The organism is Gemmatimonadota bacterium (assembly GCA_040388535.1).
Taxonomy (GTDB): domain Bacteria; phylum Gemmatimonadota; class Gemmatimonadetes; order Gemmatimonadales; family GWC2-71-9; genus Palsa-1233.
Map to the genome: position 1 here is coordinate 180,588 of JAZKBR010000002.1, position 15,668 is coordinate 196,255.

The 15,668-nt window shown below is 65.0% G+C and carries 18 protein-coding genes; 8 read left to right on the forward strand and 10 right to left on the reverse strand.

Going from position 1 to position 15,668, the window contains the following annotated elements:
- From V4558_04390 to V4558_04410, 5 genes are all read left to right on the forward strand, one after another.
- Positions 1 to 672, forward strand: coding sequence for an ABC transporter ATP-binding protein (locus V4558_04390; protein ID MES2304717.1), 672 nt, complete (start codon positions 1 to 3; stop codon positions 670 to 672).
- Complete coding sequence (locus tag V4558_04395; GenBank protein ID MES2304718.1) at positions 669 to 3,296, forward strand: FtsX-like permease family protein; 2,628 nt, start codon at positions 669 to 671, stop codon at positions 3,294 to 3,296. The genes V4558_04390 and V4558_04395 overlap by 4 nt, the downstream gene beginning before the upstream one ends.
- A gap of 69 nt (positions 3,297 to 3,365) precedes the next feature.
- Positions 3,366 to 4,274, forward strand: a complete 909-nt coding sequence (locus V4558_04400) for an enoyl-[acyl-carrier-protein] reductase (protein MES2304719.1) — start codon at positions 3,366 to 3,368, stop codon at positions 4,272 to 4,274.
- The gene (locus V4558_04405) at positions 4,271 to 4,645 is read left to right on the forward strand and encodes a DUF423 domain-containing protein (protein ID MES2304720.1); all 375 of its coding nucleotides are present in this window, start codon (positions 4,271 to 4,273) and stop codon (positions 4,643 to 4,645) included. The genes V4558_04400 and V4558_04405 overlap by 4 nt, the downstream gene beginning before the upstream one ends.
- A complete protein-coding gene (locus tag V4558_04410) occupies positions 4,642 to 5,235 on the forward strand; it encodes a YkgJ family cysteine cluster protein (protein MES2304721.1) in 594 nt (197 codons plus the stop codon). Before V4558_04405 ends, V4558_04410 begins: the two co-directional genes overlap by 4 nt.
- Here V4558_04410 and V4558_04415 read toward each other — a convergent pair whose 3' ends face one another.
- From V4558_04415 to V4558_04440, 6 genes are all read right to left on the reverse strand, one after another.
- On the reverse strand, positions 5,236 to 6,084 hold the full coding sequence (locus V4558_04415) for a PEP-CTERM sorting domain-containing protein (GenBank protein ID MES2304722.1): 849 nt from the start codon (positions 6,082 to 6,084) through the stop codon (positions 5,236 to 5,238).
- Between the two features lie 295 nt (positions 6,085 to 6,379).
- Positions 6,380 to 6,748 carry a cytochrome C oxidase subunit IV family protein gene (locus V4558_04420; protein MES2304723.1) on the reverse strand — a complete coding sequence of 123 codons (369 nt, stop codon included), beginning with the start codon at positions 6,746 to 6,748 and terminating at the stop codon, positions 6,380 to 6,382.
- Between the two features lie 3 nt (positions 6,749 to 6,751).
- Entirely contained in the window at positions 6,752 to 7,408 is a 657-nt protein-coding gene (locus tag V4558_04425) for a cytochrome c oxidase subunit 3 (protein MES2304724.1), read from the reverse strand.
- Complete coding sequence (ctaD, locus tag V4558_04430; GenBank protein MES2304725.1) at positions 7,386 to 9,245, reverse strand: cytochrome c oxidase subunit I; 1,860 nt, start codon at positions 9,243 to 9,245, stop codon at positions 7,386 to 7,388. The genes V4558_04425 and ctaD overlap by 23 nt, the downstream gene beginning before the upstream one ends.
- Before the next feature lie 23 nt (positions 9,246 to 9,268).
- Positions 9,269 to 10,441, reverse strand: coding sequence for a cytochrome c oxidase subunit II (gene coxB / locus V4558_04435; protein MES2304726.1), 1,173 nt, complete (start codon positions 10,439 to 10,441; stop codon positions 9,269 to 9,271).
- Between the two features lie 114 nt (positions 10,442 to 10,555).
- Positions 10,556 to 11,233, reverse strand: coding sequence for a M15 family metallopeptidase (locus V4558_04440; GenBank protein MES2304727.1), 678 nt, complete (start codon positions 11,231 to 11,233; stop codon positions 10,556 to 10,558).
- 151 nt (positions 11,234 to 11,384) lie between these two features.
- Between V4558_04440 and V4558_04445 the strand changes: the two genes are divergently transcribed.
- The 3 genes from V4558_04445 to V4558_04455 are packed head-to-tail and all read left to right on the forward strand — an operon-like array spanning position 11,385 to position 12,624.
- Entirely contained in the window at positions 11,385 to 11,864 is a 480-nt protein-coding gene (locus V4558_04445) for a GreA/GreB family elongation factor (GenBank protein ID MES2304728.1), read from the forward strand.
- 2 nt (positions 11,865 to 11,866) lie between these two features.
- Positions 11,867 to 12,241, forward strand: a complete 375-nt coding sequence (locus tag V4558_04450; protein ID MES2304729.1) for a co-chaperone GroES family protein — start codon at positions 11,867 to 11,869, stop codon at positions 12,239 to 12,241.
- Positions 12,238 to 12,624 carry a DUF983 domain-containing protein gene (locus V4558_04455; GenBank protein ID MES2304730.1) on the forward strand — a complete coding sequence of 129 codons (387 nt, stop codon included), beginning with the start codon at positions 12,238 to 12,240 and terminating at the stop codon, positions 12,622 to 12,624. The genes V4558_04450 and V4558_04455 overlap by 4 nt, the downstream gene beginning before the upstream one ends.
- Here V4558_04455 and V4558_04460 read toward each other — a convergent pair.
- The 4 genes from V4558_04460 to V4558_04475 are packed head-to-tail and all read right to left on the reverse strand — an operon-like array spanning position 12,602 to position 15,664.
- Complete coding sequence (locus tag V4558_04460) at positions 12,602 to 14,185, reverse strand: serine hydrolase (protein MES2304731.1); 1,584 nt, start codon at positions 14,183 to 14,185, stop codon at positions 12,602 to 12,604. The genes V4558_04455 and V4558_04460 overlap by 23 nt on opposite strands.
- Positions 14,185 to 14,679: an FKBP-type peptidyl-prolyl cis-trans isomerase gene (locus tag V4558_04465; protein MES2304732.1), complete on the reverse strand. Its 495-nt coding sequence runs from the start codon at positions 14,677 to 14,679 to the stop codon at positions 14,185 to 14,187. Before V4558_04465 ends, V4558_04460 begins: the two co-directional genes overlap by 1 nt.
- Positions 14,680 to 14,681: 2 nt before the next feature.
- A complete protein-coding gene (locus tag V4558_04470) occupies positions 14,682 to 15,197 on the reverse strand; it encodes a hypothetical protein (GenBank protein ID MES2304733.1) in 516 nt (171 codons plus the stop codon).
- Positions 15,194 to 15,664, reverse strand: a complete 471-nt coding sequence (locus tag V4558_04475) for a low affinity iron permease family protein (protein MES2304734.1) — start codon at positions 15,662 to 15,664, stop codon at positions 15,194 to 15,196. The genes V4558_04470 and V4558_04475 overlap by 4 nt, the downstream gene beginning before the upstream one ends.
- Between the last annotated feature and the right edge of the window lie 4 nt (positions 15,665 to 15,668).

Below are 15,668 nucleotides of genomic sequence, written 5' to 3' on the forward strand. Positions count from 1 at the left end.
ATGCTGTCGGTTGAAGCCCTGAGTCACGCCTATCTCTCGGGCGGCCGTCAGCTGACCGTGCTCAAGGATATCACCTTTCGCCTCGAGCCCGGTGGCTTCCTCGCGATCGTCGGTCCATCGGGAAGCGGCAAGACCACGCTCCTCGGCCTCCTCGCTGGCCTCGATCGTCCATCGCACGGTCGCGTGGTTCTCGATGGCGTCGACCTCGGTTCGCTCGACGAGGATTCGCGTGCCCGCCTCCGCCGCGAAAAGGTCGGCTTCATCTTCCAGTCGTTCCAGCTCATCCCGACCCTCACCGCACGCGAGAATGTGCAGGTGCCACTCGAGCTCGCCGGTGCCGACGATGCCGCATCCCGCGCCGAGGCCCTCCTGGCGCGCGTTGGCCTGGCCGAGCGCGGACACCACTACCCGGCACAGCTCTCCGGCGGCGAACAGCAGCGGGTGGCAGTCGCGCGCGCTTTCAGCACGCGACCCAAGCTCCTCTTTGCCGATGAGCCCACGGGCAACCTCGATGCCGCGAATGGCGCGACCGTGGTTGAGCTGATGACCGCACTCAATGAGGAGTTCGGGACGACGCTCGTGCTGGTCACCCACGACCTCGAGCTCGCCGCGCTGGCCCGGCGCACCATTCGGCTTGCCGACGGCGTCGTCGTCTCGGATAGCGCACAGTGACCAGCACCGCGTTCGTGCTCCGCATGGCGTGGCGCGAAGCGCGTGCAGCGCGCCGCCGATTGATGCTGCTGACTGCCTCGGTGATGGCGGGCGTCGGGGCGCTGGTGGCTGTGAACTCGTTCACCGAAAACCTGAAGACCTCGGTGAGCGAACAGGCCCAGTCGCTTCTGGGCGCCGATCTCTCGCTCGGCGGCCGCAAGGCGGTGGCAGAGGTCGCGCCAGCGAAGAAGCTCCTCGATTCGCTGACGAAGGCCGGTGGCCCCGCGCTGCACACCGCCAACTCCACCTCGTTTGCGGCGATGGCGTTCGTTACCGCTGGAGGCGCGCGACTAGTGCAAGTGCGCACGGTCGATCCGGGGTGGCCATTCTACGGCACCATCGAGACCGCACCAGCGGGGATCTGGACTTCCCTGCAGCAGGGGGGCGCCATCGTTGATCCGTCACTCCTGCAGGCGATCGGCGCCAAGGTCGGTGACACCATCGGTCTCGGCGATGCGCGGTTCAAGATTCTTGGCACGGTCGTCAATGTCCCCGGCGATGTCGGGCTGCAGATGGCCTTCGGCGCGCGCGTCTTCATTCCCCATTCGGCGCTGGCCTCGACCAAGCTCCTCGGCTTTGGCGCCCGCGCCGACTACACCACCTACATCAAGCTCCCGCCTGCCATTGATGCACAGGTCGTCGCGAAGGCAGCCCGACCCGCGTTGCGCGCCGACCGAATGCGGGTGCGCACCGTCGCCGACGATCGCGACAATCTCACCGATGGTCTCACGCGGCTCGGCAACTATCTCGGCCTGGTCGCGCTTGCCGCGCTGCTGCTCGGCGGACTCGGCGTCGCCAGCGCGGTACATGTCTTCATCCGGCAGAAGCTCGACACCATCGCGATGCTCCGCTGCCTGGGTGCCACATCGTGGCAAGTCTTCGCGATCCACCTGCTGCAGGCGCTGGCGATGGGACTGCTTGGTTCCGTTCTCGGCGCCCTCGTCGGCGTTGGACTGCAGCAGGTGATGCCGCTGGTGCTCAAGGATTTCCTCCCGGTCGATGTCCACGTCCTTCCTTCGGCCCGCGCCATCCTGATCGGCATCGGGCTCGGCGTCTGGACTGCCGGCGTCTTCTCGCTGCTGCCGTTGCTCGGCATTCGCGAGATCTCGCCGCTGGCAACCTTGCGGCGTGACGTGGTGCCACCGCGGGCCCGGCGTGACATCCTCCGCCTCACCGCCATCGCGGCGCTCGTGGTGAGTGTCGTGGGCCTCGCGGCAGTGCAGGTCGGATCTCTCAAGCAGGGGACCTGGTTTGCGGCCGCGATCGGTGTGGCATTGCTGGTGCTCTGGCTCGCATCGCTCGGGTTGATTGCTGCTGCCCGGCGCTGGACACCAGCGCGCTGGCCCTACCTCTGGCGGCAAGGGCTCGCCAATCTGCATCGCCCCGCGAACCAGACTGTTACCGTCGTGCTCGCGCTCGGCTTCGGCGCGTTCCTGCTCACGACGCTGTTCACCGCACAGCACAATCTCCTGCGCGACCTGCGCATCGATGACGTGGGCGGTGGTCGTCCCAATCTCTTTCTGTTCGACATCCAGAACGACCAGAAGGCCGTCGTCGATTCGGCAGTGCGTGCCATCGGCAAGACGACGCCGTCGGCGTTCACGCCGATTGTCCCGATGCGCCTCGCCTCGGTGAAGGGGCGGCCCGTGAAGGAGATCCTCGCGCGTGCCGACACCCTGCACGACGACACCACCGCGACAACCCGTCGGCCGCGAGGTGCCCGCGGCCCGGGCGGCGAAGGCTCGCTCTGGGCCTATCGGCGCGAGTATCGCTCGACCTACCGCGCCACGCTCGGCGCGTCGGAGAAGCTCACCAAGGGCGCGTGGTTCGGCAGCGGACCGTGGGGGAGTGGTCGCAGCGCCAAGGATCCAGTGCCGATCTCGGTCGAAACGTCTCTTGCCGGCGAATTGTCGATCGCGGTGGGTGATGTGGTGACGTGGGACCTGCAAGGCGTGCTGGTCTACAGCAAGGTGACGTCGTTGCGCGAGGTGAACTGGGCGCGCTTCGAGCCGAATTTCTTCGTCGTCTTTGCCCCGGGTGCCCTCGAGAAGGCACCGCAGTCGTGGGTCACGCTCGCCCGCATCACCGATGCTGCGACGCGCGGGCAGGTGCAGCGCCGCCTCGCCGAGCGCGCTGCCAACGTCACCACGGTGGACCTCGGCGACATTCAGCGTGCCCTCGAGACGGTGGTCGACCGGATTGTGCTGGCCATCCGCTTCATGGCGCTCTTCTCGCTCGTGACCGGCACCATCGTCCTGATCGGCGCCATCGCGACGTCGCGCTGGCAGCGCATTCGCGAAGGGACCCTGCTGCGAACCATCGGCGCCACGCGGCCTCAGGTTCTCCAGATCCTCAGCGTGGAGTACGCGGCCCTCGGCCTCGGAGCGGCGCTGGTCGCCACCGTCCTGGCGGCCGGTGCGGGGTGGGCGCTCTCGAAGTTCGTTTTCGAGGCAAGTTTCTCGATTCCGTGGCTTTCGATGACGCTGCTGGCCGCGGGCCTCGTCGCGCTGACCACCGCCGTCGGGCTCTGGAACTCGCTCGATGTCCTGAATCGCCCGCCACTTGAGGTTCTCCGCGCCGAATAGCCCGACCTGCTTACTGCTCTCCCCCGGTGCTTCTATATTCGGGGCACTCACCAGTGGAGAGTTCAGCGGATGCTCGGGATCGATCTGTCGGGGAAGCGTGCCTTCATTGCCGGAGTCGCCGATGATGGCGGATTCGGATTTGCCATCGCCAAGGCCTTCGCCGAAGCGGGCGCATCCGTCTGTGTGGGCACCTGGCCACCGGCGATGGGGATCTTCGAGAACCTGATCGAGCGCGGCAAGATGGCGGGGTCGATGACGCTCTCGAACGGCCAGTCGATGGCGTTCGAGCGGATCTATCCGCTCGATGCGGCCTACGACACGCTCGATGATGTGCCGGCAGAAATCCGCGAGAACAAGCGCTATCGCGAGCGCGGCGATTTCACGATCGCCGGCGTCGTCGCCTCCCTCAAGGCCGACTTCGGCGATTCGCCACTCGACATTGTGGTGCACTCGCTTGCAAACGGCCCCGAGGTCAAGAAGCAGCTGCTCGACACCTCGCGTCGCGGCTATCTCGATGCGATTGGCGTCTCGGCCTACAGCAACGTCGCACTCATCCGGGAACTCTCACCGCTAATGCGCCGGGGTGGCTCCTTCCTCTCACTCACGTACATGGCCGGTGAGCGCGTGATCCCGGGTTACGGTGGCGGGATGTCCACGGCGAAGGCCGCGCTCGAGTCCGACACGCGAACCCTCGCCTACGAAGCCGGCCGGCGTCACGGCGTGCGGGTGAACACCATCTCGGCGGGCCCCTACGCGTCGCGCGCCGCATCCGCGATCGGCTTCATCGACACGATGATCCGCTACTGCAAGACCAATTCGCCGCTCACCCGCGATTTCGAGGCAATGGATGTCGGCAATGCCGCGGCATTCCTCGCTTCGCCGCTGGCGGCCGGCATTACCGGCACCACGATGTACGTCGACAACGGCTACCACGCGATGGGGATGGCGGTGGCTCCGCCGGAGCCCCCCGCAACATGACGCCTCGCACCGCAGCTACGATTGCTGCCCTCTCAGCCGCCATCGCAGTGGCGCTCGGCGCATTCGGCGCGCACGCCTTGAAGGATCGTCTCGATGCTCGCGACCTCGCGACCTTCGAGACGGCGGTACGCTACCAGATGTATCACGCCTTTGCGCTCTTCGCAGCGGCGTGGGTCCTCGCGCGCGGGGGCAGTGGCGCCGGCAATGCTGCGTGGGCCTTTCTGGCAGGGAGCATCATTTTCTGTGGCTCGCTCTACCTGCTCGTCGGCACCGGACAGCGGTGGCTCGGCGCAGTCACTCCGCTCGGCGGCCTGGCGTTCATCCTCGGCTGGCTGCTGCTGGCGCAGGCCGCGTGGAAGACGGAAATGTGACGAACTATCCCGGGCTCCTGGCTAAGCTGGACGCCTGGTTTCGCGACGGCGTTGCGGCGGCCGGGTCCGGTGTAGTGCCCTGCACCACCGGATGCACCGCCTGTTGCCATGGCCCCTTCGATATCTCGCCTGCCGATGCCGCGCTCGTTGCCGAGGGCGTGCGCCAGCTCACGCCGGATGCGCAGCTACAGTTGCGTGCGCGAGCTGAAGCGCAACTGCAGCGCTACCGCGATGTGCTCCCCGAATGGCAGAGCCCGTGGGATGTGACCGCACTCGGTGAGGAGAAGTTCGACGTCCTTTCCGAAGCGCTCGCCGAGTTGCCCTGCCCCGCCCTCGATGACGCCGGTGGCTGCGGCATCTATGCGCACCGCCCCGCGACCTGCCGCCTCATGGGCCTCTCGCTGGTCACGCCCGAGGGCGACGTGCTGGAGAACGCCTGCCCGATCCAGGCCGACTTCCCCGACTACGAGTCGCTCGCCCCAACGCCATTCGACCTCCTCCGCTTCGAGTATGAAGCAGAGGAGGTCGATGAGGTCGTGACGGCAGCAGGGTGGACCGTGACCACCATCGCGGCGGCCATTCTGCGCTGATCAGCCCTTCTTGCGACGACGCTTTGCGGCAGCCATGCCGATCAGGCCGGTCGCGAGCAGGGACATCGTTGCCGGCTCCGGCGCCACGTTGTCTTCGCCACCCTGACCACCCGCGTTGCCATCGGGCTCGCCGGCGCAGGCCCAGGTCACGTTTCCTTCAACCTTCGACGTGATCCCCGACTGATCCGAGTAGCAGAGGTAACCGGTCGACCAGCCATTCGGGCCCGCCTGCTCATGGAACTGCAGGTTGATGAGCGCGGCATCGAGGGTCGTCAGTGCAGAGCCAACATACCAGTCGAACGCCGCGTAGCCGCCGCCCGTGATTGAGGTCCAAGGCGTGGTAATCCCGCCCGGGCAGCTGGTTTCCAGGTCGCTGCAGAACGACGCGCCCTGACCATTGGTACGGAAGCCGTCACCCGTGTTCGGGCCCGGAATGTTCGAGGCCGGATTCCAGTTGATCTGCGTCGCTCCAAAGAGTGCATCCCAGCCATTGCCGGCACTGGTCCCACGGGTGCCGGTGGCACCCGGCACGCCGCCGAGGGCGATGGCATTGGTGGTCGAGCTGGCGTAGGTCCCGTCAACGCCGGCGCGGTTCCAGTAGCGGAGCTGCATCCAGCCGTTATCGAAGAGGAAGAGCGACGCAGAAGCGCAGGTCGAGAAGAATGAACCGCCCGAGCCCGAAGTCGAGCAGACATTGGTCCAGGTCAGATTCGACACCACACCGGCGTTCAGGTTGAACGCGGGATTCGCAGGCGGCGGTGGCGGATTGTCGTGCGGCTTTGCCGACGCGATCGCCGGAGTGGCGGCGATGAGGGCAGCGAAAAGCAGCGAACGAACAGGACTGGACATGCAATGGCTCCGTGGACGCGGTCAGCTATCAGTTGCCCCCTGATAGGGCAACTACCGGGCCGCGACACGGCGAGGCGTCAACCCCATATAAGTCATTGCAATACAATTACTTACGTCATATCTGTTGCGAGGTGTCTACAAATTGCACGGTGAGCCAATACCTCACCGGGCAGCCATTCCACAAGAAACGTTGCACCACCGCAACACAAATCCCCATAACGCCGAAGGGCCCCGGAATCCCGGAGCCCCTCATCCATCATCCATCATCCATCACCCATCACCCATCACCCAAAGGTTACCACTTCACGCCGCCAATCCACCACAACGTCCGGTTGTACGTGAACAACGCGATCAGCGCGAGGATCACCACCGAGGCAATCACCAGGGAGAAGCCGAAGACCCAGCTCAGCACCTTCATGTCGAACTTCAGGTGCATGTAGAACATCGCGACGAGCCAGAACTTGAACGCCGAGAGGATCAGGAGGAGCTGGACGAAGTACGGTCCGAGGCTTGATGCCAGTCCCGGCATCGACTCCTTGAGGTGGCCGAAACAGGCCTCGTACAGCAGCACTTCGAGCGCGGTGAGCGCAAAGAGCACCACGGCGATCTGGATGTACTTGCTCGCACTCGTGTGCGTGTGCTCCTCGACAGCATGGGCGGCCATTGGTCAGCTCCCCAGGGACATCAGGTAAACGACGGGGAAGATGATGATCCACACCACGTCGACGAAGTGCCAGTACAGCGCGGCGAGTTCGAGATTGAGCGCCTTCTCCTTCGGCACGTTTCCCTTGATCGCATCCTTGAGCACCGTGGCGAGCCAGAGGGTACCGATGGCGACGTGGGTGCCGTGGAACCCGGTGAGCGTGTAGAAGCTCGCCGAGAAGAGGTTGGTGGTGTATCCCATCCCCTCGTGATAGAAGTGCGAGAACTCGTAGACCTGCATCCCGATGAAGAAGCAGCCCGCGAGCACCGTGAGCGAGAGCCAGGTGATCAGCTTCTTGCGGTTCCCTTCCTGCGCCCCGTTCAGCGCCATGACGACGAAGAAGGAGGAGAAGAGCAGGACGGCAGTGCCGAAGGTCACCAGCGGCACCGAGAAGATGTCCTTCGGTCCGGGGCCCTTGAGGCTCTGGCCGCGGTACACCAGGAAGGTCGAGATCAGTGACGCGAAGAAGAGACATTCCGAACCGATGAAGGTCCAGATCGCCAGCTTCCGGTTGTCGATCGGCATCGAGGAGTGGTGCTCCTCGTGCTCGGGTGCGTCGTGGTGGTCGATTACGGCGGTCGTCATCGTGGCCGCTGCCTCAGTGTTGTGGGGCGTGGGCATCAGGTGCCTCATACGCCCACTTGAAGATGCCAAACGTCGTGATCGCGAACCCGAGGATGTTGACCGGGCGGAACGGGAACGCCCACGGATCCTTCATCATGAAGCCGATGAAGAAGATCAGGATCCCGAAGGCCACCACCAGCGGCCACCACGACGGCCCGGGCATATGGATCCCCTTGCCGCTCACGAGATCCGGCTCGGGCAGGCGCGAGACACCCGCCTCACGCTTCATCTGCCAGAGCGCGTCCTTCTCGTGCACGGTGATCAATTTCGGGAAGTTGAACTCCTGCGGCGGCGACGGAATCGCCCACTCAAGCGTGGCGCCACCCCACGGGTCGGCCGGAGCGTTCGCCGGGCCACGCCACGTCTTGATCACGTTGACAATGAAGACCAGGAACGAGATGCCGAGCAGGAACGCGCCCGCGGTCGCCATCATGTTGTAGAGCTCGAACCCGAGCCCGGCCGGGTAGGTGTAGATCCGGCGCGGCATGCCGAGCAACCCGGCGAAGTGCATCGGGAAGAAGGTCAGGTTGAAGCCGACGAGCATCAGCCAGAAATGCGTCATCCCGAGCTTCTCGTCGAGCATCCGGCCAAACATCTTCGGCCACCAGTAGTAGCCGCCGGCGGTGAGCGCGAAGATCGACCCACCGAAGAGCACGTAGTGGAAGTGTGCCACCACGAAGTACGAGTCGGTCTGCTGCAGGTCGGCCGGTGCCACCGAGTGCATCACGCCCGACAACCCGCCGATGATGAACATCGCGATGAAGCCGAGGGCGAACCACATTGGGGTCTTGAGCTGCACCGAACCGCCCCAGATGGTGCCGATCCAGTTGAAGATCTTCACGCCGGTCGGAATGGCGATGAGCATCGTCATCAGCGAGAAGAACGAGTCGGCGAGCGGACCCATCCCGGTCGAGAACATGTGGTGCGACCAGACGCCGAAGCCGAGGAAGGCGATGAACGCGCCCGAGAAGACCATCGCGCTGTAGCCGAAGAGCGGCTTGCGCGAGAAGACCGGCAGGATCTCGGAGATGATCCCGAACGCCGGCAGGATCAGGATGTACACCTCAGGGTGACCGAACACCCAGAAGAGGTGCTGCCAGAGCATCGGATCGCCGCCGCCGGCCCACGAGAAGAAGCTCGACCCGAAGGTGCGGTCGGCCATCAGCATGATCAGCGCAACGGTGATCACCGGGAATGAGAGCAGCACCAGGATCTGGGTGATCAGCGTCATCCAGACGAACATCGGCATCCGCATCAGGGTCATCCCTGGTGCGCGCATGTTGAGGATCGTAGTGAAGAAGTTGACGCCGGCCGCAAGCGATGCGATGCCGAGGATCTGCAGGCCGATGACCCAGAAATCCATGTTCAGGCCGCCGGCAAACTGCCGCGACGAGAGCGGTGCGTAGCCGAACCAGCCGCCATTCGGCGCGGCGCCCATCAGGAACGACGCGTTCAGGAAGAGCCCGCCCAGCAGGAAGACCCAGAACGACATCGCGTTCAGGCGCGGGAAGGCGACGTCTCGCGCGCCGATGAGCAGCGGCACGAAGAAGTTGAAGAACATCGCGCTCAGCGGCATCACGGCGAGGAAGATCATCGTGGTGCCGTGCATCGTGAACAGCTGGTTGTACATCTCCGGCGACACCAGCGTGTTGTCGGGCTTCATCAGCTGGGTGCGGATGATCAGCGCCTCGAGGCCGCCGATCAGGAAGAAGATGAAGGCCGACGCCCCGTAGAGGATGCCGATCTTCTTGTGGTCGACAGTCGTGAGCCACTCCACGACGGCGCTGCGCTTGGCCGCGTGGGCGTGCGTCGGGTCGAGTACGGTAGTTGCCATTAGAGTCTCTCTCCTCGTCCCGGTCAGCGCTTGGTGCGGAGGTAGGCCACGAGCGCATTGACTTCGACATCAGTCAACTTCGGGATGATCATCCCGACGCCCGACTTGACCGCCTGCGGATCGTGCAGCCAGCGCTTGAGATTGTCATCGGTGTTCGGCAGCCAGCCGGCAGCAATCATCTTGCGACTGCCGATGCCGCTGAGGTTCGGACCGACCATCCCCTTCATCGGTGTCATCGCGCTCGACGTATGGCAGCCCATGCACCCCTTGGTGCTGAACAGCTTCATCCCCTCGGCCACCTGCGGGTCCATCGCCGTATCGGCCACCGCCGGGCCCATCGCGACAGCCACTGGTGCGGCCGGCGCAGCAGCTCCAGTCTTGACGGCAGGAGCCTTCACCGTGGTGTCGGGCTTCGGAGCCGGCTTCGGCAATCCCGTGGCCGCGAGCATCGTGTCGGCGAGGCGGTTGTTCTTCCAGGTCGCGAACTCTTCCGGCGAGTCGGCCATCACGTAGAAGTCCATCCGGCCGTGCTGCAGGCCGCAGAACTCGGCGCAGGCACCCGGGTACGCTCCGCCAACCTTCGCCGTGAACCAGAGTCGCGTCTCGCGATTCGGGAAGACGTCGCGCTTGCCGGCGAACTGCGGAATCCAGAAGGAGTGAATCACGTCGAACGACTTCATCCGGAGATCGATGGTCCGACCGACCGGCACGTGCAGCTCGTTGGCGGTGGTGATGCCGAGCTCGGGGTAGCGGAACTCCCACCACCACTGATGCCCGATTACCTCGACCTTGAGCGGCACCTGGCCGTCGGCCGAGACCGTCGGCACCTTCGCCGTCGCGAAGATCGTCTTGACCGTCGGGACCGCCACGATCGCCAGCACCACGGCCGGGATCACGGTCCAGACAATTTCGACCATCGTGTTGCCGTGAGTCTGTTCTGGAGCGGGATCAGTGGGCTTGCCGCGGAACTTGAAGATGGCCCAGAGCAGCGCCCCCTCGACGAGCACGAACACGATCGTCGCGAGGTACACCGTCTTCATGAACAGACCGTCCACCATCTCCGCATAGTCGCCCTTCGGCGCCAGCGTCGACTGGGGATGGGTGCCACCGGTACAGCCGGCCAGTGTCACCACCGCCAGGACAGCGAGCAGGCCGAGCGGAAGCTTTCGCCACCGCGGCACGCGCAGGAGTCGCATCAACTGAGGTTCCCCGCTTCGGGTCTCGACGTTTGTGAAGAGATTCACAAGATGATTTTTCGCGGGTACAGGATACCCCGCGGAGGGGGGTGCGGTCAAGCTAAAATCCTCCATTTACCACTGTTCAAGTGGCAAATCGAAGGGCACTGGATCAGGAACCGCGAAGGAAAAGTGCCACCATTCGCTCTCGTAATTCACGAAGCCCTCGGCCGCCATCGCATCGCCCAGGAGCTTGCGATGGCTGGCAATCTCTCCCGTGGCGTTGGCGGTGTGGGCCCGGTCGGAAAACTCGTCGAACGGCGTCCCCATTTCGAGCTCCCTTCCGGTCGCGAGCTGGACCACCGTCAGGTCGATCGCGACCCCCTGATTGTGGCGCGACCGACGGGCGATATATCCGTCGTCGAGCAGCTTGGTCTGGCCGGTGCGCTCACACCAGGCCACCATTGCGAGGGTGGCCCTCACCGGCCGGTAGCCATCCCAGACCTTGAGGCCGTAGCCTCGGGCCGCCAGCCGGGCCTGAACCCGGGCCAGCGCCACGGCAGCCTCGCGCCGTAGAAACGCGCGCGGGACGCCGTACCCCGGCAGCGGAGCCTTGGTGAAATTGTTGGCTGTGGCGTAGCGGATATCGAGCTGGATTCCGGGCACCGCCCGGCTCAGTTCCAGCAATCGCGTCCGGGCGACGGAATCGGCCGCGACCGGCTGCTCCTGGGCATTGGCCACCACGGCAGCCGCGGGCTTCCCCCCGCAGGCGGCGATTGCGGCAACCAGCAACATCGGAATGTGGGGTCGCATCCCGCGAATCTAGCGTCGGGCCCCCCCGATGCCACCTCCCTTCCCTCCCCTTTCCCCGGTCCCGGGCGTATGTTCACCCTGTCAATCGCGGTCCACCCGGCCTCCCGCCAGGTGGGCCGCACGGTCTTACTGTCCCCCGGAGAAGCAGTCGATGATCAGGGCCATGCGGGAAAAGCTTGGAAAGGAGATCGCCGAGCTCACCCATGAGCTGGCGGTGACCTTGCCGCAGGCGATCGCGACCGCCGTCGAGATGGGCGACCTTCGCGAAAATTCCGAATACAAGTCGGCGCTCGAGCGCCAGCAGTTCGTGCAGGCCCGACTCGGCCAGCTCCATCAGCGCCTCAATCAGCTCCACGAACTCGCCAACACCGAGGCCCCGACCGATCGCGTCGGCCTCGGCTCCCGGGTCAAGGTCGAGGACATCGCCTCTGGCGACCATGAGGAGTACACCCTCGTCCTCGCCGAGATGATGGATATCGATGCCGGGCACATCTCGCTCGCCTCGCCGCTGGGACGCGCCCTCAAGGACCGCCAGGTAGGCGAAGAAGTGCACCTCCAGCTTCCAACCATGCGCCGCAAGCTGAGGGTACTCGAACTCACCACGATCCACGCCATGGCCGTCGAGGAATAGCGGTGGACTCGATCCCGAAGGACTTGCTTGTCGTCGGCGATCGGGTCCTGATCACACCGGAGGATGGCGAGGAGCAGCGCACTCGCGTCGGGCTCTACCTCCCGGCCACGGCCATCGAGTCGCAAGCGGTACAGACCGGGCTGATTGTCGCGACCGGACCCGGCGATCCGCTGCCCGACCCGTCGGCGTTTGATGATGAGCCCTGGCGCGTCGAGGAGAAGACTCCACGCCACCGCCCGCTGCAGGCGCGCGTCGGCGACCACGCGATCTTCTTCCGCAAGGCGGCAGTCGAGATCACCTTCGAGGAGAAGCGTTTCCTCGTGGTGCCCCAGGCCGCGATTCTCGTTCTCGTGCGAGATCGCATCCCGCTGCCGTGAACGGCCTCCGCGCCCTCGGCCGGGCCCTCCGGCTCCGCTGTCCGGTCTGCGGCAAGGCGCCGGTGATGGCATCGTGGTTCAAGGCCCGGCGCGCCTGCTCCAGCTGCGGCTTCCACTTCGATCGCTTCGAATCCGGCTACGAGGTCGGTTCCCTCGCCGTCAACACCGCCGTCACCCTGGTTTCGCTGGTGGTCGGCATCCCGGCTGCGATCGCACTCTCGTGGCCCTCACCGAACTACGAGGCGATCACCATCGGCACGGTCATCGTGGCCGTCCTCCTCCCCTTCGTGCTCTTCCCCTGGTCGAAGACGCTCTATCTCGCACTCGACGTCTCGTTTCGCGTGCCCACCGATGACGACTTTACGGCGCGCCCACCGGCTTGAGCAGCAGGTCCTGGAAGTCATAGGAAAAATCCACGGCCGGTGACACGGCAGCCATTCGCACCGCCGCCACACTCCCGCCCGCCGCCAGCTGATAATTCACAAAGGCGTCGGCACGCAGGCTCCGGTCACGCCACCGCACCACGAAGGTCTCGCCGCCCCATGGCACCATATCGCCGACCATCCCCGGCGTGTGCGAGAAGCGCATCACCAGGCCGGCACCCTCCAGCGTGACGGTCACGCCGCCATACCAGGGATCTTCGAACTTCCCGGCGTACCGCGCGAGCGGCATCGACGGCTTCGCATCGGGGCTCTTCGCAATGGTCGGCTTGTCCGGGTCGAGGTTGTCGCTCGCGCCAGGCAACTTTGCGGCCGCGTCAAATGCCGTGAGCCAGTCGAAGTCCTCACCCACCGCGTGATCGATCAAGCGCCACGCAATCGCATCGCGAGCCGCGTCGGACTCGGCGTTCGTGAGCACCGCGACTCCGAATCGCTGCCCCGGCAGCATCGCGACTCGCGAGACGAAGCCGGCGAGCCCGCCGGTGTGCGTGAGCAGCTGCTGTCCGCGCCAGTCGCGCACGCCGAAGCCGAGGGCATAGCCGTTGAACGTCGCCTTGAGCGGGGCCAGGGGTGCCGGCGGGAGTCCAGCAGGAATCGGCGTCACCATCTGCCAGAGCTGGCGAGTGACCCGCGGCGAGAAGAGCGGCTTCCCGGCCGCCACCTTGCCCGAGTCGAGCTGTACCTGGAGCCACTTCGCCATGTCTTCGGCACTCGCGAGAATGCCTCCTGCAGGATTGGTGTTCGTCCCGATGCTCGCTTCGACCACCTGCATTTTTCCGCCAACTTCCGCGTGCGGTGTCGCCACCGTCGGAAGCAGCTTCTTTCCCGTCAGGAAGCTCGCATCACGCATCCCGAGCGGCGTGAGTATCCGGCGCTGCACGAACTCTTCCCAGCTCATTCCGCTGGCGGCCTTTACAACCTCGCCAGCGACGAGATAGAGGACGTTGTCGTAGGCGTAGCTGCTTCGGAACGAAGTGCTGAGTGGCACGAACCGCAGTCGCCGTACCAGCTCCTCACGGTTGTAGTCGGTGCTCGGCCAGATGAGCAGATCGCCAGCACCGAGACCGAGGCCGCTGCGGTGCGTCAGCAGATCGCGTACGGTGATTTCGTTGCTGACATAGGGATTCGAGAGCCTGAACCACGGCAGGTAGTCGATGACCTTGTCGTCCCACTTGAGCTTGCCATCCTCGACCAGCAGGCCGAGCGCGGTCGCCGTGAACGCCTTGCTGTTCGACGCGATGGCGAACGCGGTCCGCGGCGTCACTGGCTCCGGCTTGCCGAGGGTTTTCACGCCGTAGCCCTTGGCAAGCACAACCTCGCCGTCCTGTACCACAGCGATCGTAACGCCCGGCACCTTGTATCGCGCCATCACTCTTGCGACGTATGCGTCGAAGCCCTTCGGAAGCGAGCGAGGCACCACGGGGGCCGACACCGGTCGTTGTGCCGTCAGCGAGACGGCAGACAGTACCAATGTGATTGTCGCGAAAGCAGGACAGCGCAGCATCAGCGTTTCTCCGGGTGAATCGCATCAACCACAGTGATATCGAACACGAGGACGGCATTCGGCGGGATCGTTCCTTTCCCCTTGGCGCCGTAGCCGAGTTCGGGCGGTACAATCAGCTGTCGCCGACCACCCACACGCATTCCGGTCAGCCCGTCTTCCCATCCGGCGATGACCTGGTCGGCACCGAGCTGAAAATGGAAAGGCTTGCGATCGGTCGCGGTGAACTGGGTACCATCCGCCAGAAATCCGACGAAGTGTACGCTGATCGCATCGCCCGCTGCGAGCGGCACACCGTCGCCGAGCTGCACGTCATGATACCAGATGCCCCGACCGGCGGTGTGCAGGGAATCTTCGGGAACACCGAGCGCGGGCGCGAGCTGGTAACTCGCGACGGGCGACAGCGTGCGGAGCTGCAATTGCTGTGCGGCCCCCCGCTCTGGCCCGAGGACGCACAGCAGGAGGCCGACCAGAGGGAACCCTCGTGCCAGACGCACGTTCAGAGGTATCGCGCCGTCGCCATCGCGAGCACGGTGATCAGCAGCATTGCGGCGCCGATGCCGCCAAAGCGGATCAGTCGAGCCCGGGCAGCACCGATCCGGCCGAGAATGGCATTGCGCGCCTCCTCGCTGCTGGCCTGCGCCATCTGCGCGCCGAGCGCTGCAAGTTCTTCCATCGCAGGCTTGGTTCCGAAAAGACCGAAGCCGAAGGCGATGATCGCGGCGAGCATCCCGGTCGAGATCCCCATCCCGAAGTGGGTCCGGAACCAGGCCGCATCGAACCCGGCAGAGTCGATCCACACGAGCACCAGTCCCGAGAGGATGGTGACGGTGGCTGCCGCGAGCATCCGTTCGAAATACTTCCGCTTGCGCAGTTCGCCCATCACCTTGAGCCCTTCCGGTCCGGCTGCTGCGACACTCGGCCCGAGCAGGCCGTTGAGGAAGAAGATCGACCCGGCCCAGAAGACACCCATCAGTACATGCAACACCCGCATCGTCAACAGCAGTGCAGTCACGGTTCCTCCTCGGCAAGGGCCTTGTCCTTCAATGCCTGGCGCGCGCGCGCCGCCAGCGCCTGAAATTCCGATCGGATCTCATCGAGGTCCTGTTCCTCCAGCTCCTCGAGGTCGAGCATGCAGTTGTTGGCGACGTCGATGGCGCGGATCAGTTCGTCGAGCTTGACGTGCATCGCCTCGGAATCGCGGTTCTGCGTGCTCTGGATCACGAACACCATCAGGAAGGTGATCACCGTGGTCGTGGTGTTGATCACCAGCTGCCAGGTGTCGCTGAAGTGAAAGAGCGGACCCGTCACTGCCCAGAGCACGATCAATGCGACTGCGGTGAAGAATGTCGCTGGCTTTCCGGAAATCCGGGAGGCCCCACGGGTGAAGTGGGTAAACCAGCTGGTTTCGCGTGGCATGGGTACTCCGGAAGTGGGGTCGAGCAGATAATGCAGCGCGCCGGCAGTGGGGGCTACCCCCACTGCC